General features: G+C 35.5%; 22 protein-coding genes. 10 read left to right on the top strand and 12 right to left on the bottom strand.

Features of this window, described 5'->3' with window-relative positions; translation table 11 throughout:
- Positions 1-43: 43 nt before the first annotated feature.
- Positions 44-1,489 (bottom strand): MATE family efflux transporter, encoded by a 1,446-nt coding sequence (locus AC0OM3_RS13965; RefSeq protein ID WP_474212148.1) that lies wholly within the window; start codon positions 1,487-1,489, stop codon positions 44-46.
- A 353-nt stretch (positions 1,490-1,842) separates the two neighbouring features.
- Between AC0OM3_RS13965 and AC0OM3_RS13960 the strand changes: the two genes are divergently transcribed.
- The gene (locus AC0OM3_RS13960; protein ID WP_000727245.1) at positions 1,843-3,489 is read left to right on the top strand and encodes a peptide ABC transporter substrate-binding protein; all 1,647 of its coding nucleotides are present in this window, start codon (positions 1,843-1,845) and stop codon (positions 3,487-3,489) included.
- A 27-nt stretch (positions 3,490-3,516) separates the two neighbouring features.
- Here AC0OM3_RS13960 and AC0OM3_RS13955 read toward each other — a convergent pair whose 3' ends face one another.
- Complete coding sequence (locus tag AC0OM3_RS13955; RefSeq protein WP_074594715.1) at positions 3,517-3,720, bottom strand: hypothetical protein; 204 nt, start codon at positions 3,718-3,720, stop codon at positions 3,517-3,519.
- A gap of 593 nt (positions 3,721-4,313) precedes the next feature.
- On the opposite strand from AC0OM3_RS13955, the gene spx reads away from it, so the two are divergent.
- Entirely contained in the window at positions 4,314-4,709 is a 396-nt protein-coding gene (gene spx / locus AC0OM3_RS13950) for a transcriptional regulator Spx (RefSeq protein ID WP_000258267.1), read from the top strand.
- Positions 4,710-4,758: 49 nt separating this feature from the next.
- Here the strand turns inward: spx and AC0OM3_RS13945 are convergent, their stop codons facing one another.
- Complete coding sequence (locus tag AC0OM3_RS13945) at positions 4,759-5,433, bottom strand: TerC family protein (protein ID WP_474212145.1); 675 nt, start codon at positions 5,431-5,433, stop codon at positions 4,759-4,761.
- 345 nt (positions 5,434-5,778) lie between these two features.
- Between AC0OM3_RS13945 and mecA the strand changes: the two genes are divergently transcribed.
- The 4 genes from mecA (at position 5,779) to pepF (ending at position 11,281) form a co-directional block, all read left to right on the top strand.
- A complete protein-coding gene (gene mecA, locus AC0OM3_RS13940) occupies positions 5,779-6,462 on the top strand; it encodes an adaptor protein MecA (protein WP_000350719.1) in 684 nt (227 codons plus the stop codon).
- A 72-nt stretch (positions 6,463-6,534) separates the two neighbouring features.
- Positions 6,535-8,079: a cardiolipin synthase gene (locus tag AC0OM3_RS13935; protein WP_000799199.1), complete on the top strand. Its 1,545-nt coding sequence runs from the start codon at positions 6,535-6,537 to the stop codon at positions 8,077-8,079.
- Positions 8,080-8,158: 79 nt separating this feature from the next.
- On the top strand, positions 8,159-9,403 hold the full coding sequence (locus AC0OM3_RS13930; protein ID WP_061883896.1) for a competence protein CoiA: 1,245 nt from the start codon (positions 8,159-8,161) through the stop codon (positions 9,401-9,403).
- 51 nt (positions 9,404-9,454) lie between these two features.
- Complete coding sequence (gene pepF, locus AC0OM3_RS13925; protein ID WP_131250273.1) at positions 9,455-11,281, top strand: oligoendopeptidase F; 1,827 nt, start codon at positions 9,455-9,457, stop codon at positions 11,279-11,281.
- A gap of 131 nt (positions 11,282-11,412) precedes the next feature.
- Here pepF and AC0OM3_RS13920 read toward each other — a convergent pair whose 3' ends face one another.
- From AC0OM3_RS13920 to AC0OM3_RS13905, 4 genes are all read right to left on the bottom strand, one after another.
- Positions 11,413-11,586 carry a hypothetical protein gene (locus tag AC0OM3_RS13920; protein ID WP_000750355.1) on the bottom strand — a complete coding sequence of 58 codons (174 nt, stop codon included), beginning with the start codon at positions 11,584-11,586 and terminating at the stop codon, positions 11,413-11,415.
- A 229-nt stretch (positions 11,587-11,815) separates the two neighbouring features.
- Entirely contained in the window at positions 11,816-12,709 is an 894-nt protein-coding gene (locus tag AC0OM3_RS13915; protein WP_000360646.1) for a ClpXP adapter SpxH family protein, read from the bottom strand.
- On the bottom strand, positions 12,709-13,107 hold the full coding sequence (locus tag AC0OM3_RS13910) for a globin domain-containing protein (RefSeq protein WP_000043384.1): 399 nt from the start codon (positions 13,105-13,107) through the stop codon (positions 12,709-12,711). The genes AC0OM3_RS13915 and AC0OM3_RS13910 overlap by 1 nt, the downstream gene beginning before the upstream one ends.
- A gap of 168 nt (positions 13,108-13,275) precedes the next feature.
- The gene (locus AC0OM3_RS13905) at positions 13,276-13,854 is read right to left on the bottom strand and encodes a CYTH domain-containing protein (protein ID WP_000191124.1); all 579 of its coding nucleotides are present in this window, start codon (positions 13,852-13,854) and stop codon (positions 13,276-13,278) included.
- A 144-nt stretch (positions 13,855-13,998) separates the two neighbouring features.
- Here AC0OM3_RS13905 and AC0OM3_RS13900 point away from each other — a divergent pair, with 144 nt between their 5' ends.
- Genes AC0OM3_RS13900 through AC0OM3_RS13885 form a run of 4 tightly spaced genes read left to right on the top strand, consistent with a single transcriptional unit; the run spans position 13,999 to position 16,763 of the window.
- Positions 13,999-14,370: a UPF0738 family protein gene (locus AC0OM3_RS13900; RefSeq protein WP_131250275.1), complete on the top strand. Its 372-nt coding sequence runs from the start codon at positions 13,999-14,001 to the stop codon at positions 14,368-14,370.
- Between the two features lie 30 nt (positions 14,371-14,400).
- Complete coding sequence (gene yjbM, locus AC0OM3_RS13895; protein WP_001081482.1) at positions 14,401-15,039, top strand: GTP diphosphokinase; 639 nt, start codon at positions 14,401-14,403, stop codon at positions 15,037-15,039.
- 18 nt (positions 15,040-15,057) lie between these two features.
- Positions 15,058-15,855 carry an NAD kinase gene (locus tag AC0OM3_RS13890; RefSeq protein WP_000673195.1) on the top strand — a complete coding sequence of 266 codons (798 nt, stop codon included), beginning with the start codon at positions 15,058-15,060 and terminating at the stop codon, positions 15,853-15,855.
- Between the two features lie 14 nt (positions 15,856-15,869).
- Positions 15,870-16,763 carry an RluA family pseudouridine synthase gene (locus tag AC0OM3_RS13885; RefSeq protein ID WP_001079125.1) on the top strand — a complete coding sequence of 298 codons (894 nt, stop codon included), beginning with the start codon at positions 15,870-15,872 and terminating at the stop codon, positions 16,761-16,763.
- A 48-nt stretch (positions 16,764-16,811) separates the two neighbouring features.
- On the opposite strand, the gene AC0OM3_RS13880 is transcribed toward AC0OM3_RS13885, so the two are convergent.
- From AC0OM3_RS13880 to AC0OM3_RS13860, 5 genes are all read right to left on the bottom strand, one after another.
- Positions 16,812-18,200: a peptidase G2 autoproteolytic cleavage domain-containing protein gene (locus tag AC0OM3_RS13880; protein WP_000730522.1), complete on the bottom strand. Its 1,389-nt coding sequence runs from the start codon at positions 18,198-18,200 to the stop codon at positions 16,812-16,814.
- Between the two features lie 136 nt (positions 18,201-18,336).
- Positions 18,337-19,077 (bottom strand): bis(5'-nucleosyl)-tetraphosphatase PrpE, encoded by a 741-nt coding sequence (gene prpE, locus AC0OM3_RS13875; RefSeq protein WP_000872696.1) that lies wholly within the window; start codon positions 19,075-19,077, stop codon positions 18,337-18,339.
- Between the two features lie 76 nt (positions 19,078-19,153).
- Positions 19,154-20,314 carry an FtsW/RodA/SpoVE family cell cycle protein gene (locus AC0OM3_RS13870; protein ID WP_000654688.1) on the bottom strand — a complete coding sequence of 387 codons (1,161 nt, stop codon included), beginning with the start codon at positions 20,312-20,314 and terminating at the stop codon, positions 19,154-19,156.
- A 238-nt stretch (positions 20,315-20,552) separates the two neighbouring features.
- On the bottom strand, positions 20,553-21,479 hold the full coding sequence (locus AC0OM3_RS13865) for a glycosyltransferase family 2 protein (protein WP_002163893.1): 927 nt from the start codon (positions 21,477-21,479) through the stop codon (positions 20,553-20,555).
- A 13-nt stretch (positions 21,480-21,492) separates the two neighbouring features.
- Positions 21,493-22,245, bottom strand: a complete 753-nt coding sequence (locus AC0OM3_RS13860; RefSeq protein ID WP_001288764.1) for a class I SAM-dependent methyltransferase — start codon at positions 22,243-22,245, stop codon at positions 21,493-21,495.
- Positions 22,246-22,331: the final 86 nt, after the last annotated feature.

Here is a 22,331-nt window from a genome sequence, read left to right as displayed (position 1 = left end):
TAGGATAAATCTCATGTACCATTAGTGATATCCATATGCAAAATTACTGAACTTGAACAGAAATATTCTCTTCTTGCTCCTCGGGTTTAACAAGTGCATAACGTTCCCACGCTCTACTTTTCCAGCGGAAGAACATAATTATGGCACGTGTCCATTCGTCGATGGCGATCGCTAGCCAAATACCAACGAGCCCCATATCTAAATGAAAGGCGAAAAAGTAACCTAGTGGTAAACTCATTAACACCATAGAAAATGCACCGATTAAAACAGGATATTTTGCATCACCAGCTGCACGAAGCGAATTAATGATGACGATGTTCATCGTGCGTCCCGTTTCAAGTAGTACACTTAGTAAAAGAACACTTGCGCCTAACCCGATAATGTGCGGATTATCTGTAAACAGTCCCATTAATTGTGTACGGAATGTAATAACGAGAGCGACCATACATAAAGTTACACCAATTGCCCATTTTACACTTTTCCACAAGCGTTCGTATGCTTCATCCTTTTCGCCACCACCAACGAGGCGGCCGATAATAATGGCTGTTCCCATACCAATTGCAATTGCAAATAAATAAGTGAACATGGAAATGTTAGTAGCGTATTGTCTAGCAGCTAATGATTCCGTTCCTAAGTACGTTGCGTAATAAAGGAAGACGATTTGACAAGCTTGATACATCACTTGTTCAAATGCAGATGGAATGCCAATTTTTAAAATTTTCCCAATGTATTCTTTGGATAAAGTGAAGTAATATTGTAATTTTACACGATATTCCATAACGCGGTATAGTAACCAGAAGAAAACAATAAGTGCGATCGATCGACTGATAGCAGAAGAAATTGCAGCCCCTTGTACACCGAGCTCAGGGAAACCAAATTTCCCGAAAATGAGTACGTAGTTTCCAGCGATATGAATCATATTCATTCCGAGTGAAATAAACATCGCTTGCTTTGTAAAACCGTGTACACGGATAATTGCGGCTAATGAGTTAATAATAGCTTGTAGGAAGATGGCTCCTCCGACGATAGATAAGTAGTTTTGCGCATACGTTAGTACATCGCCTTGTAAGTTCATTGCGAGCATCATATGTTTCGAAAATAAAAGAAAACCAGCACTTATAACGAGCCCAACTATTAAATTTAATGTGACGGCTAATGCTGATATTTTAGATGCTTCCATAAAGCGTTTGGAACCGAGGTATTGAGATACAACGATAGCAGCGCCGTTCCCGATGACTTCTAATACCAAAATCGCAATATGAAGATATTGATTCGCTGCACCAACCCCAGATACAGCATCGTCTGATAATGCACTTAACATGAAAGTATCAGCGATCCCCATTAACATAAAAAGAAAAACTTCTAGAAAAATAGGCCATGTTAATAAGAATAAACTTAATTTCTCTGTCGGTCCATTTTTTGCCTGAATTGCTGTCATGTCCGTCCCCTCTTTACCGATATCTATTTTTAGCAAAATGTATCGTAACATACTTTCTTAACCTTTGCACTCATTTTAGCCTACATATTTTTAATATGAAGGGTCTGCTATTTTATGTTAAAAAGGGTGGGATAATTATGCATAAAGTATTATAAAATATAAAATTTATTTTTCTCTGATAATTTAGAAAAATATAAAAATAATTATTTTCAGTACTTTAGTAAGGATTATCGGTAATATAAAACGTTTACAAAGATATATTTTAAAACGGAAAATTTTAATAAAATAGAAATATAAATATACAAAAAATATATTTGTGTGTATAATATGAATTATTAGAACATATATATATTTCTTTCTGTTTGAAAATGAAAGGGTTAACATTTTTTTTGGAGGGTGGAAGTATGAAAAAAAAGATACCAGTTTTTGTAGCATCAACAGTAGCGATGAGCATGATGTTAGGGGCATGTAGCTATCAAAAAGATGAACCGCAAGCGAACGCAAAAGGGGATAGCGGGAAAAGCGGCGCAAAGCAAGTTATTAACTTAATTGAAACGCAAGAAATACCAACGATGGATCCAGCATTATCAGCTGATGCAGTTTCTTCAAGAGTAATGACTAATACGATGGAAGGCTTATACAGTTTAGGAAAAGATGATAAGCTAGTTCCTGGTGTAGCGAAGGAATTCAAAAAATCAGAAGATGGTAAAAAATATACATTTAAATTACGTGAAGACGCAAAATGGTCAAATGGTGAGCCTGTGACGGCAAAAGATTTCGTATACGCATGGCAAAGAGCGATTAACCCAGATACAGCTGCGAAATCAGCGTACATTATGTATGATATAAAAAATGCAGAGAAAATTAATAAAAAAGAGATGAGTCCGGATCAATTAGGGGTAAAGGCGATTGATGATTATACATTAGAAGTGGAATTAGATAATACCATTCCATACCTTGTAGATTTAATGGTATATCCAATCTTCTATCCTGTGAATGAAAAGTTTGTGAAAGAGCAAGGTACGAAGTTTGGTTTGGAAGCGAATACAACGCTTTATAACGGACCATTTACATTAAGTGATTGGCAACATGAACGTAGCTTTAAAATGACAAAGAGCGCGTCATATTGGGACAATAAAGAAGTGAAGATTGAGGAAGTAAACTTTAATATTGTAAAAGATACATCTACGCCAATTAACTTATATGAAACAAATGCAATTGATCGAGCGTCGTTATTAGCGGAGTTTATTGATAAATATAAAGGAAAACCAGATTTCCAAACAGTAGAAGATACATCTGTGTTCTTCCTTCGTTTAAATCAAAAAGATCCAGCTTTAGCAAATAAAAATATTCGTAAAGCAATTTCACTTGCTTTTGACCGTAAGCCATTCGTGGATACATTATTAAATAACGGTTCTAAGCCAGCGACAGGATTAATTCCTGATAACTTTATTAAAGGACCAGATAAAAAAGATTTCCGTGCTGTAAACGGGGATATTGTAAAACCAAACGCGAAAGAAGCGAAAAAATATTGGGAAGCTGGTAAAAAAGAACTTGGTAAAAATGAAATCGAATTAGAATTATTAAATGAAGATGTAGAGTTATCAAAGAAAACTGGTGAATATTTAAAAGGTGAATTAGAAAAGAATTTACCAGGTTTAACAGTAAAGATTAAACAACAACCATTCGCACAAAAACTAAAATTAGAAGATGCGGGCGATTATGTCATGTCATTCTCTGGATGGAGTGCGGACTTCCCAGATCCAATTACATATCTTGATATGTTTGTAACAGATGGGTCACAAAATAAGATGAAGTACTCTAATCCAAAATACGATGAAATCATTATGAAGGCGAAAAAAGATGGAAGCGATGTAAATGCTCGTTGGAAAAACTTATTAGAAGCAGAAAAAATGTTACTTGATGACGCTGCAATCGTTCCAGTATATCAACGTGGTAGAGCATACTTACAAAGAGAAACAATTAAAGATATGTACAACCATAAATATGGCGGAGATTTAAGCTTTAAGTGGGCGTCCGTAGGAAAATAAAAAAAGCAGGCTAACCACCTGCTTTTTTTAATACGTTCGTTTCTTATAAATGCCTTTTCCGCCAACTTCGTTCCAGCCGGATTGTACATCCGAACTTTTGTTAACAAACTTCATTTTTTCTTTTCCACCAAAGAGTTTTTCACCAATGCTATTTGTAATGACACCAATCAATGCTGTTATTCCGATGATGAGGGCAGCAACCGTAATAAAATCAATAAAAAAAGCAATCATTTGCAAACTCCCCCTTTGCCTGTCTGTATGTTTATTGTATGAGATAAAAAATAAAAAAGAAAGAAATGTCAGAAAAATTTTCGGTTTACTTTAGAAATCTTGTAGACAGGAGGGGGAATGTTTGTTAAAATGAGAACAAACGTTCCTTTTCGTTCTCATTTGTATAGTCTTACATTTCTTAATTGATTTATCACGAAAAAGTAAGAAAACGTTCTCTTTTTCATAGGAAAGATTATAGATAAATAACTATATATTATATGAAAAATCTATGGGAAGTGAGTAGTAAAAGGGTTGAAAGTTATTGTTCAAGTACAGCTGAAGTGAGCGTAATCATGTTACATAGCAGTGGAATACACGGAAGAGTTTTCTCAACTAGCAGGAAATTTACTGTATATTTCTTGCAAAATCTATTGTATAATGATTATAGAAGTTACTTATTAAAAGTAATTGTTGTTTATTATAAGTTGTTGCTTACATGAAATGCGATTTTTGTACTTTTTAATAAGACAAGTTATCGCGAAAAATTGCTGAAGTTAGAAATTAAAACTGTATTTAGTACAGAATTTGTACTCTTTAAGGAGAGTGAGCTTTGTATGGTAACATTATATAGTTCTCCAAGCTGTACGTCTTGTAGAAAGGCGAAATTATGGCTAGAGGAAAATCATATTCCTTATACAGAACGTAATATTTTCTCAGATCCATTAACGATTGAGGAAATTAAAGAGATTTTACGTATGACAGAAAGCGGAACGGATGAGATTATTTCTACTCGTTCGAAAGTTTTCCAAGAATTGAATGTAAACTTAGAGTCTTTACCACTTCAAGATTTATATAAGATGATTCGTGACTATCCAGGGATTTTACGTCGTCCAATTATGATTGACGAGAAACGCCTTCAAGTTGGTTACAACGAAGACGAAATTCGCCGTTTCTTACCACGTACAGTAAGAACGTTCCAATTACGTGAAGCACAACGTCTTGTAAATTAATTATAATAATATGAAAACCTTCTACCTATTATATAGTAGAAGGTTTTTTTTAATGTTTCACATTGCGTAATTGAACTTGTTGTACGATAAAGCCGATGCATAAAATAGTGAAAATGAACAAATAAGGAATGCTTGCAGTGAAACTTGGGTTGTTATGAAAAAAGGTTGCAAGTCTGTCTTCATGTGTAACCATTTTTCCTGCAGTATAGGAAAGAATCGCTGCACCACAATAAATGAGGAATGGAAATCGTTCCATAAGTATTAAAATAAGTTTGCTACCCCAAATAATAATCGGGATAGAAATGAGTAAGCCGATTATGACGAGTAAAAATCTCCCGTGAGCTGCACCTGCAATGGCAATAACATTATCAAACCCCATAACAAGGTCCGCGAATACAATTGTACGCACCGCTTGAAATAAAGTTGTTTTTCCTTGAATAGAAGAAAGATCGTTGCTATTATCAGTTAATAAATTTACTGCGATTAATGTAAGTAAAACGCCCCCGATAAGTTGCAGAAATGGAATGTCGAGTAAATAGACAGCTAGTATAGTAAGGACAATTCTTAGTACGATTGCTAAAAGAGTACCGATCAAAATGGCTTTATTTCGTTTCGATTCAGGTAAGTTTCGGCTAGCTAGTGCGATGACGATTGCATTGTCACCACCTAATACAACATCGATACCGACAATCATTAGTACTGATGTTAAAAACTCTAAGTCCATTCGTCTGCCTCCATTTATGATGTTTTAATAAGCGAACTATATGTATGTGATGAAGAAAGTTGTTGTTAAGTAATCTCTTCCAATAGAAGTTTCACTTTATTACAGTGTACGGGGGAATGTGGAAATGTATGTCCAAATTTTTTGTAAGTAAGAAATCGCTATAATAATATATTTATGTAGTTGATCGAGTAAAGATAGGCATATAACTATTTTTGTAAAATAAATCGATTTTATTTCCATTCTGGAGAATCTTATCATAAAATGAGAGTACAAGAATCTATTGATTTGTCATATGAGTGGGGAATCCCTTCATAACAATTCTAAGCAGGAAGGGAGAGTTGTATTTTGGATATTGAAAGAATTAATGATCATACGATGAAATTTTTTATTACGTACATTGATATAGAGGATAGAGGATTTAATCGTGAAGAAATTTGGTATGATCGCGAACGAAGTGAAGAGCTCTTTTGGGAGATGATGGACGAAGCTCGTGATCATGACGATTTCTTTATTGATGGACCGTTATGGATTCAAGTGCAAGCAGTCGATAAAGGGATTGAAGTACTTGTCACGAAAGCAGAGCTTTCAAAGGACGGGCAAAAGCTGGAACTACCGATAGGGGTAGACAAAATTATAGATATTCCTCTAGATGAAGGCATCGAATCATTATTCCAGCAAGAGTTAGTCGAAGAGGTAGAAGAACAAACAGGAACAACCTTTAATGAAGATGGTACGTTTGGCTTTTTAATTAAATTTAATGATTTTGAAGATGTCATTTCATTAAGTCATCGTCTTATCTTTGAAGATATAAAAGATGAGCTGTATTCATTTGAGAACCGCTATTATGTATATGTGGAATTCGATGAAGTGCTACATGATGAAGAAGAAATTGATCGTATTTTAAGTATTATTTTAGAATATGGAGAAGAATCAACTTTAACAATTCATCGTGTAAGTGAGTATGGAAAACAAATTGTGAAAGAGCATGCGCTTGAAACGATTCGCAATAATTTTCCTGCTAAAACGTAGGCCGATTTCTGTAGTATGAAATCGGCTTTTTATATGAAGAATAGGAAAGCTTTCTTAGTTAGGAGGTAAGAGATGAAAAATACGTTAAAGTTGATTTTCTTTGTTTTTCTATTGTTCGCATTATTTGTTTCACTACGTATGTTTATTGATGTAGCATTTTATTCGGATGTGATTGGGATAAAAGATGTTTCGATTTTAGGTATTATTAGTATTTTATTTACAGTATCTGCGTTTTTAATTGGCTGCGTTATTTTCTTAGAGAACCGTCATCCGTCAAAAACACTTACATGGTTAATTGTGTTAGGTATTTTTCCGGTATTTGGCTTCTTTGCTTATTTATTATTTGGACAAAATTTTCGGAGAAAAAGAATGTTCCAAAAGAAGGCTTTACTTGATGAACAGGCGTTTTTACAATATAAAGGGCATGAAGATTACGAAGAACGGATTTTGCGCAATCATAAGCATCAAGAGCTATTATTTCGTTTAGCGGATCGCTTAGGCGCTTTAAATATTTCATTTCAAACTGAAACGAGAACATTAACAAATGGAGATGAAACGTTTCAGGCCATTTTAGATGGATTAAAACGAGCGAAACATCACATTCATATGGAATATTACATTGTGCGTGATGATAAGCTTGGAACAGAAATTAAAGATATTTTAATACAAAAATCAAAAGAGGGCGTAGTCGTTCGTTTTTTATATGATGCGGTTGGAAGTTTTAAATTATCAAAATCGTATATTGAAGAATTAAACGATGCAGGTGTCGAAATGATTCCGTTCTTCCCTGTGCGCTTTCCGATTTTAAACGATAAGATTAATTATCGAAACCACCGAAAAATCGTTATTATTGATGGAAATGAAGGATTTGTAGGTGGATTAAATATTGGTGATGAATATTTAGGCAAGGATAAGTACTTCGGCTTTTGGCGAGACACACATTTATATTTGCGTGGTGAAGCTGTACAAAGTTTGCAGCTTATTTTCCTTCAAGATTGGTTTTATATGACTGGTGAGGCTGTGCTAGCCCCTGAATATTTACAAGCGAAAGCAGTTGAGGGGGAACATTGGGGAGGCGTGCAGCTCGTTGCAGGTGGACCGGATAATAAGTGGGAAACAATTAAGCATTTATATTTCGCAATGATTGCTTCTGCGCGGAAATCCATTTGGATTGCAACGCCGTATTTCATTCCGGATGATGATATTTTATCCGCATTAAAGGTTGCTGCACTTGCTGGTATCGATGTTCGTTTGTTAATGCCGAGTAAGCCTGATAAGCGTACTGTCTTTTACGCATCGAGATCGTATTTCCCAGAGCTTTTAGATGCAGGGGTAAAGATATATGAGTATGAAAAAGGTTTTCTCCATAGTAAAGTTGTCATTGTCGATTCTGATTTAGCTTCAATTGGGACAGCTAATATGGATATGAGAAGTTTTCATTTAAATTTTGAAGTAAATGCCTTTTTATATGATACAGATAGCATTCGAAAGCTTGTTCAAGATTTTAAAGACGATTTAGAAGAATCCAGTGAAATTCACGTCGATCGTTTTCATAAAAGGCGTCTTCATAGACGAATTGTTGAATCAACGTACCGGTTATTATCGCCTTTATTATAAAAAGAGATGTCCGAAATTGGGACATCTCTTTTTTAAAGGAATTTGTAACAAATTGTAGAATATAAGGAGCTGAAAGGGTGTGATTACGATATTTATCGCTAAAAGAGAAAACGGAGAAAAAATTCATTTACTCTACAATTGTAATGAAGAGCTTTTGCGCCGTATGCGTCAACAGGAACGATTCTTTTGTGTAGCTTGTGGAAAGGAAGTACAAATGAAATTAGGGAAACAAAAAAGTTGGCATTTTGCTCATAAAAAAGTGGATTCATGTCTTGCCTTTTATGAAGCGGAATCTATGTATCATAGGCACGGTAAAGAATTGTTATATAAATGGTTCAAACGTCAAAACTTTCATGTAGATATAGAGCGTTATATGCCAGAGATTCAGCAACGGCCAGATATTTTTATAGAGAGAGCAGGGAGAAAAATTGCGATTGAATACCAATGCGCAAACCTTTCTATAGAGCAGCTGTACAAACGAACATATTCGTATTGGCGAGCGGGTATACAGGTCATTTGGATCATTGGTGGAAATCAATTGAAAAAGCAATCTGCATATTGGATGAAATTCTCCTCACTTATGGCTTTCTCCTTACAATCTTATCCTCAACCATTTCTTATTTTCTTCTGTTCCAAACAAAAATCATTTATGAAATGCGCGTTTCTTACTTCATTTTCTACAAGCGTCTCTTTCTCACATACTATATATTTACCAACTGAAACGACTACTTTTGAACTACTCTTTTCCTCTGTTCCTTTCCAAAAAGAAATATTAGACCGAGAATGGAAGCAACGAAAGGACTATTTTCGAAAAAATGCTTTGCCTATTTGGAATTATAATTATAAGTCACTATTACGCTTTTTATATCAATGTAAATGTACCCCAGCAAATTTTCCTTCTGAAATTGGTGTGCCGCTCCCATCCTCATTTGCTTTTCAAACAAATCCATTTATATGGCAAGCATTTCTATATATGAAGTGTATAGGTGAGCTTGCGGTAGGGGATTGTATTTCTATTCAATATGTGTGTAGTTATGTAAAAAAGTATACGAAAAGGCGTATGCTCCCGTACTTTTCAAAGCATATATGGAAAGTAGCAGTTACTGAATATATGACATTTTTATGTTATACAGGTGTATTACGTAAAGTGGAGGCTTATAAGTACCGGAAAATAAGGGGGATCGTTATGTTAAAAACAGAGGAGGAAGTTATGAAATATGATGAAACTTGTTTAGCGTATGCCTTATCTTTATTTGAGGCAAAGTACAACATGAGAGAAGGAAAAGGGGATATAATAAAGACTGATTGTGAAGGAATTACATAAGAAAAAAACGAATTGTACTTAAGTAGAGATATTTAAAGGAGGGCTTAAAGAATGTCTGAACAAAACAAAGCGAAAACATTACCAGATCGCAATGAGATTGAAGAAGCAAGTACGTGGCGATTAGAAGATATTTTCCAAACAGATGCAGAATGGGAAAAAGAATTCCAAGCTATTAAGGAGCTATTACCGAAGTTAACTGAATTTAAAGGGAAACTTGGTGATTCTGCGGACAATTTACTTGAGACATTGCAATATGAAGATGAAATTTCAATGCGATTAGGTAAGCTCTATACATATGCTCATATGCGTTACGATCAAGATACAACAAACTCTGTGTATCAAGCATTAAATGATCGCGCAACAAATTTATATTCACAAGTATCTAGTGGCACAGCGTATATTGTGCCTGAAATTTTATCTATTTCAGAAGATACACTGCAAACATTCTTGAAGGAAAATAGAGATTTAAGTGTATATGAACATGCATTAGAAGAAATTACACGTCAACGCCCGCACGTATTATCAGAAGCTGAAGAAGCTTTATTAGCGGAAGCATCTGAAGTAATGAGTTCATCAAGCAATACATTCGGTATGTTGAATAACGCGGATTTAAAATTCCCATCTATTAAAGGTGAAGACGGAGAAGAAATAGAAATTACACATGGTCGTTACATTCAGTTTTTAGAAAGTGATGATCGTCGTGTTCGCGAAGATGCATTTAAAGCTGTATATGAAACGTACGGAAAATTTAAAAACACATTCGCAAGTACGTTAAGTGGAGCAGTAAAACGTAATAATTTCAATGCGCGTGTTCGTAAATACGATTCTGCTCGCCAAGCTGCACTGAGCAATAATAATATTCCGGAAGCAGTATACGATCAACTCGTTGAAACGGTAAATGATAACTTACATTTATTACACCGTTACATCGATATTCGTAAGCGTGCATTAGGACTTAATGAGCTTCATATGTATGATTTATATACACCACTTGTACCAGAAGTGAAAATGAATGTGAAATACGAAGAAGCGCAAGACCTTTTATTAAAATCTTTAAACGTACTTGGTGATGAATATGTTGGTATTTTGAAAGAAGCATATGAAAATCGCTGGGTAGATGTGTATGAGAATAAAGGAAAACGAAGCGGGGCATATTCATCTGGTGCATATGGAACAAATCCGTATATTTTAATGAACTGGCATGATAATGTAAATAATTTATTTACACTTGCTCATGAGTTTGGTCATTCGGTGCATAGTTACTATACAAGAAAGACACAACCGCACGTATATGGTGATTATTCCATCTTCGTAGCAGAAGTGGCATCTACTTGTAATGAAGCGCTTCTAAATGATTATTTATTAAAAACGACAGAAGATAAGAAAGAGCGTCTATATTTATTAAATCATTATTTAGAAGGATTCCGTGGTACTGTATTCCGTCAAACGATGTTTGCAGAGTTTGAACATACTATTCATAAGAAAGTACAAGAAGGACATGCTGTTACGCCAGATATGCTAACGGAAATCTACTATGATTTAAATAAGAAATATTTCGGTGACGCTTTAGTAATCGACGAAGAGATTGGTTTAGAATGGTCTCGAATTCCACACTTCTACTACAACTATTACGTATATCAATACGCAACAGGATTTAGTGCAGCGACCGCTCTATCTAAACAGATTTTAGAAGAAGGACAACCAGCAGTAGAACGCTATATTAACGAGTTCTTAAAAGCAGGAAGCTCTGATTATCCAATTGAAGTGTTGAAAAAAGCAGGAGTAGATATGGCATCTCCTGAACCAGTAAAAGAGGCGCTACAAGTATTTGAAGAGAAATTAAATGAATTAGAAGCATTATTATTTGAAGAAAAGTAATGAAAAAAGACGAGGGATTGTATCCTCGTCTTTTTTGTTGAATAGATTCAATGTCGATATTTGTCGAAGAGAAGGGTGGATTTCTTTGTTTTTTCTAACTGAAAGGATAGCTTTACGGCTGACTTTTGAAATTAAAACCCTTTGAATCGTTTTTTATAATTGAAATAAGAGAGTGTGATAACGATGATTCCGAATAAAAGAGGTAAGGCAATAATTTTAGGAAAAGCTTGTAGTAGAGAGAGGATGTACAAGAAAAAAGAAACGATGACAGCTAGAAAGAGAAGAGCAATATAAGATTTTTTCATAAATAAACCCCCTAAATGACCTTTTTTATAGCTTATTCAAAAATGAAAACGTTTAGAATGTGACAAAAGTGTGAAAATCGACAAAAGGGGTTGTCATTTGACGTCGAATCTTGTAATATAATAAGCGTGAACGAATTCACATACAAACATATACCCCTTTGTTTGAACGTGAAAATTTCTCCCATCCCCTTTAATATTTTTATAAGCCGTAAAGAAGAAGACCTGGTGTTTACACCAGGTCTTTTTCTTTTGCTATCCATTTCCAATAACGTTGGCATTTTACTTCAATCATTTGCACTTTTCGTTTCAGTTGTAATTTTTTTAGTTCGCGCTCAATTTCTTGTTGCGGACAGTTATAAATAAATGCTACTTCTTTTGAAGATATAAATTGTGTGGCTTCTAGTAACACTTCTAAAGGTGGTAATGGTTCTGGCTCAATTTCACATTTTACAAGTTCTTTCAATAATTGTACGTATACATCGTAGGAATAATTTCCAGCAATTTTAATACCTTCTTCATCTGAGTTCGCATGAAAAAAGACGAGGGAGGGTATTTCTGTAATATGCATCTCATTCGTGAATTTCAAGTCACATTGGAAAGCTTTTTTTGCACTAGCAGAATGTAGGTCTTTTTTAAATTCTTCTACATCAATATTGCTATCTTTCGCACATGCAAGTAATAGTTCGCAGTCAGGGTTTGATACATTTTCAAGGAAGATGTATTCTTGGAGTTTTCGCAAAAACTTCGAACCTGCTTTTCGGCCTTGCAACTCCGCTGCCTTAATTGCCATCGAAACTAAATATGGTGTTGACGATGCTTCTTGCATATGTACCTTTCCATCACATGAAAAACCTTGTAAACTTGTTGTCTTTTCCCACACAAATCGAATATTAGCAGGTTTATTCCATTTGTGTGAGGAAGCGTTCGTTCCATCCACTTTTCCTGTTACGATATGACGAATAGAGAAGTATTTTCCGTATTCAAGCCATAGTTTAATAATAAAAGGCTCAATTTCCCAGCAATCTTTACAAAGTGGATCAATAAATAAATATGCTTCTACAGACTTATGCTCGCATGCGGAAGGAGATGGCATATTTATATGCTTTGCTTCCTGCTTATCCATTACACTTCACCTGTTTCGTTTGGAGTATTAACCATGTGTTGAGCGGTTAATGCTAAACGTTCAAAAACAAACTCTCTTATATGACCATGCACTTCAGTATCATCCATTGCTTGTTCCATACATGATAGCCAAGCTTCTGCTCGTTTTGGAGTAATCTCAAACGGGAGATGGCGTGCTCTTAACATAGGATGACCATGTTCTTCAGTGTACAAATTAGGACCACCTAAATATTGTGTTAAAAATTGCTTCTGCTTCCTAGCGGTTTCTGTTAAATCTTCCGGGAAGATGGGAGATAAGTCAGGGTGTTTACTGACGTAGGAATAAAATGTATCTACTAATATTGCAATGCATTGTTCACCGCCAATTGCTTCAAATGGTGTCATCGGTTGCTTGCTCATCCTTTATAAACTCCTTTTTCCATGAAATGTATATCTATTGTAGCAATGGAATGTTCGAGAGGGCAAATAAACAGCTTTCTCAAAGATTCTTTGCTTATTCTACGGGTGTAAACTTTTTTAGTGAGATGTATCCACTAGTGAAACATATTCACTAGTGGAATTTTCACTTTAGCGTGCTTTGTTTTGTTTGGCAAGAAAAAAGCGTTTTACTTTGTTATTTGTATGACGAACAGGTATGTTATGTTGCGTTAATAAATGAATAAATGCAGCTTTTCCTGTTTCTTCATCTTGCACTTCAAATTCAATTTCATAATCATCGTGATTGTAATAGAAACTATGATCAAAGACAAGCGTTCCGCCTTTAAATAATGTTTCTGCTCTTTCTGTTGTTAAACTACCCATATATGTTAAAGCAGAAACAGGAATTTGTAATTTATGTAATTGATCTACTACTGCTCCTTGAATGATTGTGTTTGTTTCCATCATCATTTTTGCTTCGTATTCTGTTACGACTTGATGCGTTTCTAATAAACCGATTTCTGCAGGTTGTTTCAACGTTAACGTATAAGTTTCTCCTTTATGACGAATACGAAGTGCAGAGCCAGCTTCTTTTAACGAGAAGTCAGGTGTTTCAAAGTAGTGATTCACTTGTTTTGTGAATGCTTCAATAGAAAACGATTTACATAATGTATCGAATTCTTCTTTTGTAACGATATTTTTGAATTCAATTTCAATTTCTTGTGTCATTGTATAATCTCCTTTTGAAAAATAATTCTTTACACATTATCGCTTTTTCATAAATTTGGTTCAATGTTTTATTTGTTTGCGTCCATGTTATGATACAATAATACTGTTAAGTAAGACAGGAAGTTGAGATGGAGGAGTTAGAGCATGCAAAATAAAATCCAAGTTAAGAGCGTAGAAAAGAGAGAGAATGCTCTTATTTTTTGTGCGGAAAATAGTGAAATAGAGGTAAAGGAGTTAAGTGCGCGTAATCACGTACTTGTAGACTCAGACAATTTATCATTTTTATATATCTTAGAAAACGAATCATCTTTCATTTATGTAAGTATTCCGCACACATGCTGGGAAGCAATGCATGAAGCGATGAATAACGATGTGGTTATGTTCGTTCGCGTGAATGACATTGAAATGGAATTAGAAGGATTAAAAGAAGAAGTAGAATATTTAGTTAAAAATATTGAAGGTAATGCAAATTACGGAGAAGAACTAGTAACTGCTGTAGAAAAAGTATTTCTATAAGCAAATGGATTGATTTTGGTGGTGGTTGAAATGAATCGAAATTGGGAAGAATTTTTAGCACCTTACCACCAAGCGGTGGCAGAGCTGAAAGTGAAACTAAAAGGAATGCGTACTCAATTTGCAATGTTAACAGAGCATTCTCCAATTGAGTTTGTAACAGGAAGGGTAAAGTCGGTTGCAAGTATTATTGATAAAGCGGAGAAGAGAAATGTACCGTTAGACCGATTGAGAGAAGATATGCAGGATATTGCTGGGCTTAGAATGATGTGTCAATTTGTTGATGAGATTAAGCCTGTTGTAGAATATCTTCGAAAACGAAATGACTTTGAAATCGTGGAAGAACGTGATTATGTCACGCAAAAGAAAGATAGCGGTTATCGTTCTTATCATGTTGTCATTAGTTATCCTGTTCAAACGATTCAGGGTGAACAAAAAGTATTGGTAGAAATCCAAATACGCACGCTAGCAATGAACTTTTGGGCAACAATTGAGCATTCTTTAAATTATAAATATAGTGGACGTTTTCCTGAAGATATTAAAATACGCTTGCAACGTGCAGCTGAAGCGGCGTTTTTATTAGATGAAGAAATGTCTTCTATTCGTCTTGAAATTCAAGAAGCGCAAAAGGCTTTTTCAAGAAAGCAAGAAACGAAAGATTCCGAATCATAAACTAAAGGGTGTTGGGCGATGAAATTTACAATTATGTCAAAGGGAGATCAATCATCAGATACACTGGCAAGCACGATGAAAGAGTACTTGCTAGATTTTGGATTTATAATGGATGAACAGGAACCCGATATTGTAATTTCTGTTGGGGGAGATGGAACGCTTTTATATGCGTTTCATCGTTATTATAATCGATTGGATGAAACAGCATTTGTTGGTGTACATACAGGACATTTAGGTTTCTATGCAGATTGGTTACCGACAGAAGTAGAGAAATTAGTAATTGCGATTGCGAAAACACCATTCCAAGTGGTGGAATATCCGCTTTTAGAAGTAATTATTCGCTATGTGAATGGAAGTAAAGAGTCACAGTATTTAGCGATGAATGAGGCGACTGTAAAAAGTGCAGAAGGTACATTAGTAACAGAAGTAGAAATACGCGGAGAATATTTTGAAACATTCCGCGGAGACGGCCTTTGTATCTCTACTCCTTCAGGCAGTACCGCGTATAATAAAGCGCTTGGCGGAGCAATTATTCACCCATCTATTGAAGCGATTCAAATTGCAGAAATGGCGTCCATTAACAATCGTGTATTTCGTACTGTAGGATCGCCACTTGTATTGCCGAAGCATCATACATGTGTGTTAAAGCCAGCTGCGGGAATGAACTTACAAATTACAGTGGATCATTTAACGATGGTTCATCAAGATGTGAAATCAATCCAGTATCGCGTCGCAAACGAGAAAGTACGATTTGTTCGTTTCCGCCCGTTCCCGTTCTGGAAACGAGTTCGTGACTCGTTTGTTGCAGATAAATAGAAAGGGTTATATATTTGAACAGATTTACATTGAAATGGGATATAGGGCTGGCTGAAGAGGGAACTTTAGTTAGGGAATTTTTGAAAACGAAAGGTATTTCTAAAGCCGCTTTAACGGATATAAAGTTTCACGGCGGGGCGATTGAAGTAAATGGGCAACATGCGAGTGTTCGTCATCAGCTGCGCGCTAGTGAAGAATTACGTATCTTTTTTCCAGTGGAGGAAAGAAGTGAAGGGATGATGGCAGAAGATATCCCTTTATACATTGTATATGAAGATGATGCGGTTCTTATCATTAATAAAGAGGCGAACATGTCAACAATTCCGTCTAGAGAACATCCGACAGGGAGTGTTGCTAATGCGCTTTTATCTCATTATGATAAGCAGCACCTTGCAAGTACAGTGCACATTGTAACACGGTTAGATCGTGATACTTCGGGGCTTATGCTTATTGCAAAAAATCGTTTTGTGCATCATCTTTTATCGAAGCAGCATCAACAAAAAGCTGTGAAACGAACGTATGAAGCAATTGTTCACGGAAAGATTGTAGAACGAGAAGGAATGATTGATGCACCAATTGGTCGAAAATCTGATAGCATTATTGAGCGAACGGTTTGTGAGGATGGACAAAGGGCAGTTACTCATTTTAAAGTAATTGATAGTACATATCATAAGACACATGTAGCGCTTGAGCTTGAAACAGGAAGAACGCATCAAATTCGTGTGCATATGGCTCATATAGGACATCCATTACTTGGTGATAGCTTATATGGAGGGAGAAGGGATGAAATGAAGCGGCAAGCACTTCATAGTAAATCTTTGACGTTTTATCATCCTATTTTAGAGAAAGAGATGTCTTTTACTATAAAGCTTCCAAGCGATATGCAAGAAGTGTTGCGGCATACTTAAAAAGGGAACAAAATTCTTATATTATAAAGAATTTTGTTCCCTTTTTTCTTAGCGGAATAATATTAAAATTTGGTTTTCACCCGTACGCTTTATGACGAAAAATCCACTTTCGGCTTTTGTAGCAATGCCATTGTCATTTGGACGACAATATCCATGTGCTTCGCAAGTGCCGTCATCACGTACTAACATTTGTCCAATTAATCCGACAGGAAGCCATTCGGCGCGATCTTTTCTTGCTACATATTTGCAAGTTGGATCCCATTCTGTATTTAAAAGAGGTTGTATTTCTTCTGTTTCCGTCCATACATATTGACGTTTTCCAAAGTTATCTGTTTTATAACGTTTTTGCCAACTTAAAGCCCCGCTATTTCCTATAAGAGCAGGGGTTGCACTAGATATTCCTAAAATGAATGAATCGTGTGAAGTAGCTAACCGAATTTTTTCTTCGCTACTAAATGTAACGAAATAACCGACATCAATAGGGGTAGGATCTTCTGTTTCAAACATTTGTGCAAAATCTGTTCCGCTTGCATTGTAAGACGCGCCCTCAATGTACATTTCTCCATTATGGGCAAGCCATTTAGCACCGATATTATGGTCGGTGTCGTTTACACCATTTGCAATAAACCAAGAATAAGCTTCTTCTGCAGTGCCGAAGCGCCCCATAATATGGCTACCTGCAAAATGAGCTGTTGATGTATGATGACCTTCCGCATGAGAAGAGGATCCGTTAGCGATAGTTGCGGTTCCTTCTGCGTGTGCTGCTTCGCCTAAAGCGATCGTCTGTTTACCCTCTGCATGAGAATAAGAGCCGCCTGCTGTCGTTTCACTTCCCTCACTATGCGAACTATGTCCAGTTGCTTTTGAGTTTGATCCTTCTGCATGAGAGAAAGAACCTTTTGCATGTGTTAATAAGCCTTCCGCATGTGCTGCCATGCCCTCTGCATGAGAGTGAAGCCCTTCCGCATATGCATATCGGCCGCCTCTTTTAACTTTTGTATTTTCAGGTGTAGGTGTCTCAATTATGAGCGGTTTTTCAATTTGTATATCATTCGATGAAGCTAATGCTTCTTTTATTTTTTTTACTTTGTTTATAATAGCAGCTGGAATTTCTGGTTCCACTTCTTTATTCACTGCTACAGAAATATTTTCTTCCGTCTTTTCTTCTGTTTGGTTAGAATGTAGTATCTGTTCATCTTGATTTGAAAGCTGTTTATTTTTTTGTTGCATCTTTATTTTTCTGCGATCGATTATGCGGCTCATCACAGCATTTTCTAAAGAGACATATGTTGGTTTTACTTTGCTTTTTTTTGATGACTCTTGTTCTTCCAGTTCTTCTATCGCTGCAGCCCGAATACTACACCAGTTGTTAATTCCGTACATGGGCAGATATAAAGGGGAAAATTTTCTTTTTTGTTTAGAAGATTTTTTCTTCATTCTGTCACCTCCTGCGACATTATATGTAGGGTAATTAAAAAAAGATGCACTTTATTGCATCTTTTTTTAATTACTTTACCTAGTTTTATATGAAATCTGCTTAAATAATACGATAATCTTTCGCTAAGTAAGGTAGTTATGAAATTGGACGGAATTTCTCGGCTACAAAAGGTAAAGAAGAAGGGACAGAGATAGTCTCCATTTCAGGATAACGTAATCCGGTTAATTTGCCACCAAATACAGCGCCAGTATCAATATTGACTGTCTGATTGATGAATCGAGGTTCTGCCACTGGTGTATGTCCATATACAATCCAAGCTTGTCCCTTGTATTCTTGTGCCCAATCGCGACGGACAGGTGAGCCATCGGCATGCTTTTCTCCTGTAATATCGCCATATAATACAAAGGTTTGTACTTTTTTATCTTGTCTTCCTATGTAATCTTGCCGAATTCCAGCGTGACATACGATTACTCTTTTTTCATCTAGTATGTGGTAGAGCGGTGATTGTTCATAAAGAGTGATAAACTTTTCTTTTATAATGTTTTGCTTATGAGAAGGAAGTGCCTCATATTCAGCAACAGTTGTTTCAAGTCCGTGAGCGACTGTTACATTACGCCCAAGGAAAAATCGATATAGTTTATTACAGTGATTTCCAGGAGCGTAATAAGCTTCTTTTTTATGTATGACAAGTTCCCATACAATTTCAATCATACGTAATGAATGAGGACCACGGTCTGTAATATCGCCAACGAATGCAAGTTTACGTTGGTCAGGGTGAACTGGTAGACCGCTACTCCAGTTATATCCTAGCTTCTCCGTTAAATTTTGAAACTCTTGGAAGCATCCATGAATATCTCCTATAATGTCATATTTCATATTTAAACCTCCATCGTATTTTTCATTAGTATATCTAAAAAAGGATAGAGATAAAAATATAGCGGTTTTATGTTGTTCATTTAAATATAAAGATTTTCGTTCTTGAGCGAACATTTAAAATGAATCCAATCGCAATCATGTATGTAAGTAGTGAACTGCCTCCGTAGCTCATAAGAGGTAATGTTATCCCTGTAATGGGAAGTAATCCAATTGTCATCCCGATATTTTGAAATACTTGGAAAGTAAACATTCCGATTGTACCAGCGCAAATGTAACTACCGAAAGGGTCATTACTTTCTAAAGCGATATGAATCATTCGGAAAATGAGTAAGAAAAAAAGTGAAATAATGACACTTGCGCCTAGAAATCCAAATTGTTCAGCGACATTAGTGAAAATAAAATCTGTATGGGGTTCTGGAAAATATACTTGTCCATTTTCCCATCCTTTTCCTTGCATTTCTCCGGATCCAGTCGCTAAGAATGCTTGTCTTAATTGATAGCCTTGTGCATCATATTTGTAAGGTGCTAACCATCCGTAGAAGCGATTTAATTGATATTCTTTTAAAATGTGTGCTTTAAAAAAATCTGTGTGAGTAAAAAAAATATATATTAATGTAGATCCAGCCACGAAAGTAGCTGAAACTAATCCGAAAATAAAACGCCATCGTATGCCAGAAACTAGTATCATTGCTGCAAGCATCGCTGAAATGACCATTGTGTTTCCTAAATCTGGTTCTTTTGCAATAAGTAGTAGTGGTGGCAAGCTTGTCGCAAATATTTTTCCAAGTAATAAAAAATCGTCATGTATCGTTTGGGAAAAATATTTCTCATTATGATTTGCTATAATTCGTCCAATGACGATAATTAAAAACAATTTCATAATTTCAGAAGGCTGAAAATTTCCGATACCTGGGAGCCTGTACCAAGCGGTAGCGCCTTTAATTGTAACGGCACCTGGTACTTGAAGTTCTAGTCCAATAAGTAGTACCATTGCAAAGCTGTATAAATACCAAGCAATTTTTTGATAACGATCGAAGTCGATAATCATAATAACACCAATGGCTATAAATCCAATGAAATACCATTGGATTTGCTTTAGTACAAAATTGACGTTTTGTAAAAATGGAGGTAAAGAGGCTTGTGCACTTGCAATAGCACAACAACTAACAATCCCAATGGCAAATAAAATAAATAGTAATAAGTAGTCTATTTGATATTGAGAATTTGGATCTTTCAATGTAGGTATTCCTTTCTACTGCTCTTTATAGTAATGGATTTTATCCCGCATTAATGGGCAGTAAGACCCCCACCTCAAAATTCAGGGAAAGCGAAGAAGTTAGGTGGGGGATCAACTGCCCGTAAAAGCCCGATTGGTGAGGGCTGATTAAAGTTTCACTTTATAGTATGAGAAAGAATGTATGAACTATACGAATGATTCACATATAGTCCATACACTTTTAATTTTGCAAAGTAGTTTAATTGTTTAACTCTTTAATAATTATATCCAAACAATGGGAAAGACGTACATGTGCGTCAGGAAAAATATCTAGTTGATGAAGATAGTATTTTAAGGAACTTTTACACCATTGGTAAGCACTAAGTAGAGCTGCTCTATAGTCCATAGTATTTTGTAAAAAGCCATATTCTTTTGCTGTTATAACAAGGTGTGTGAAATCTTCACAACCTTGAAGGAGCTTATTGTGTATTTGTTGTCCAGCATGGTAGCGAAATTGACTTAAAGGCTCAGAAATGTATATTGCATTTCCTTTAGAAAGTAAAGAAATCCATGAGGCCATATCAACACTACAAGAATATTGTCGCTCTTTAAGGGTGCCAAAAGGTTCAGTGAGTAATTTTTTTCGAAACAAAGTAGTCGTAGGCTCACCGATAATGTTGTGCCCGCCCTTTAACATCCAATTACCTAAAAATATCCCGTTTAATGGGGTGTCTTCACTATATAACCTTTGTGTTGGGTGGGAATCACCTATTAGATTTCCATAATCATCAATACGTACTCGATAAGAAGTAACAAGAGCAAGATTTTTATTGGAATCTTGCTCAAAATAGGCCATCATTTTTTGTATTTTATGCTTATAAAACACGTCATCGTCCATTAAAAAGTTTATATACTCACCATTTGATTTTTCTATGAGCATAAGGTCATTGTGAAATTGTCCTAGAGTAGGGGTATTTCGAATATATGTTATATTTTTATAATTTGGTAAGTATTGTTCGCGTATTAAAGTTGCTGTTTCATCATTTGTACTATCATCTCCGATGATGATTTCAATATTTGAATAAGTTTGTGCCAATGCACTTTCTAGAGCAATTTTGAAATAATGAGGCCGATTATAAGTGGGAATAAGGATGGAAACGAGAGGTGGATTTTTTTCATTCATCATACATAACTTCCTTTCAGAAGCTTTTTTTTGTAAGAACAATATCTTGGTAACTTGTATATTCATGTCTGCCGCACCATAAGCCGTAATGGGGCTTATTGATTATTTCTAGGTCGTACTTATTCAATAAATTGCAAATATCTGTCTCCGGATAAGCAACTGCGAAATTCGGAATATCTTTATTTACAACGTAGCAATTTTCAATTCGATGATAAAAACCTAATGTACTTTGTCCTGCATTTAAATAATAAGACGATTCAGGGTTTATAAGAAAGAATGTAATGAAACATCTCCCGTCTTTTTTTAATACACGTACAATTTCAGATACGTAATGTTCTAATTCTTTTGGGAGAAGATGCGTAAATACAGAAGTTAAAAAGATAAAATCGAATGTTCCGTCTTCATAGGGAAAACGATATTGAGAGGCATCTTCTTTTCCTTCCGGATTATAGAATTGATTGTATATGTCAACATGTTCAAAGTGAAAATTATTACGCATAGTTGAAATGTTATTTTGACACCAAGTAATTCCATCTTTAAACAAATCAAATCCATAATACGCTCCATCATCATTTAAGTAATTCATTAATGGTACAGCCATTCGGCCGACGCCGCAGCCTACATCCAATACTTTTTCATTTGATTTTAAAGCGCCAATTTGAATAAAATGCTTTAGGAACTCTTTTCCAACCTTTTTGAAGTCGCCACCTACATATTGGACGAGTTCAGGAGGGGGGAGTAAAGTCATTTCTTTGTTAAATTCGCTCATGAGTATACCCCTTTCTTGTGTGAGAATATGCAGTAACTCTATTAATGAAATTTTCAATTTGTAGTGAGAGAAGACAGGAAAACAAT

The organism is Bacillus sp. FAU20, assembly GCF_056033865.1.
This window is presented reverse-complemented; position numbering and strand designations above follow the sequence as displayed.

Excerpts from the sequence above, each read along its gene's own strand:
- AC0OM3_RS13965 (WP_474212148.1), bottom strand. The coding sequence starts at position 1,489 with ATGTTACGATACATTTTGCTAAAAATAGATATCGGTAAAGAGGGGACG.
- AC0OM3_RS13960 (WP_000727245.1), top strand. The coding sequence starts at position 1,843 with ATGAAAAAAAAGATACCAGTTTTTGTAGCATCAACAGTAGCGATGAGC.
- AC0OM3_RS13955 (WP_074594715.1), bottom strand. The coding sequence starts at position 3,720 with ATGATTGCTTTTTTTATTGATTTTATTACGGTTGCTGCCCTCATCATC.
- spx (WP_000258267.1), top strand. The coding sequence starts at position 4,314 with ATGGTAACATTATATAGTTCTCCAAGCTGTACGTCTTGTAGAAAGGCG.
- AC0OM3_RS13945 (WP_474212145.1), bottom strand. The coding sequence starts at position 5,433 with ATGGACTTAGAGTTTTTAACATCAGTACTAATGATTGTCGGTATCGAT.
- AC0OM3_RS13935 (WP_000799199.1), top strand. The coding sequence starts at position 6,535 with ATGAAAAATACGTTAAAGTTGATTTTCTTTGTTTTTCTATTGTTCGCA.
- pepF (WP_131250273.1), top strand. The coding sequence starts at position 9,455 with ATGTCTGAACAAAACAAAGCGAAAACATTACCAGATCGCAATGAGATT.
- AC0OM3_RS13920 (WP_000750355.1), bottom strand. The coding sequence starts at position 11,586 with ATGAAAAAATCTTATATTGCTCTTCTCTTTCTAGCTGTCATCGTTTCT.
- AC0OM3_RS13915 (WP_000360646.1), bottom strand. The coding sequence starts at position 12,709 with ATGGATAAGCAGGAAGCAAAGCATATAAATATGCCATCTCCTTCCGCA.
- AC0OM3_RS13910 (WP_000043384.1), bottom strand. The coding sequence starts at position 13,107 with ATGAGCAAGCAACCGATGACACCATTTGAAGCAATTGGCGGTGAACAA.
- AC0OM3_RS13905 (WP_000191124.1), bottom strand. The coding sequence starts at position 13,854 with ATGACACAAGAAATTGAAATTGAATTCAAAAATATCGTTACAAAAGAA.
- AC0OM3_RS13900 (WP_131250275.1), top strand. The coding sequence starts at position 13,999 with ATGCAAAATAAAATCCAAGTTAAGAGCGTAGAAAAGAGAGAGAATGCT.
- yjbM (WP_001081482.1), top strand. The coding sequence starts at position 14,401 with ATGAATCGAAATTGGGAAGAATTTTTAGCACCTTACCACCAAGCGGTG.
- AC0OM3_RS13890 (WP_000673195.1), top strand. The coding sequence starts at position 15,058 with ATGAAATTTACAATTATGTCAAAGGGAGATCAATCATCAGATACACTG.
- AC0OM3_RS13880 (WP_000730522.1), bottom strand. The coding sequence starts at position 18,200 with ATGAAGAAAAAATCTTCTAAACAAAAAAGAAAATTTTCCCCTTTATAT.
- prpE (WP_000872696.1), bottom strand. The coding sequence starts at position 19,077 with ATGAAATATGACATTATAGGAGATATTCATGGATGCTTCCAAGAGTTT.
- AC0OM3_RS13865 (WP_002163893.1), bottom strand. The coding sequence starts at position 21,479 with ATGATGAATGAAAAAAATCCACCTCTCGTTTCCATCCTTATTCCCACT.
- AC0OM3_RS13860 (WP_001288764.1), bottom strand. The coding sequence starts at position 22,245 with ATGAGCGAATTTAACAAAGAAATGACTTTACTCCCCCCTCCTGAACTC.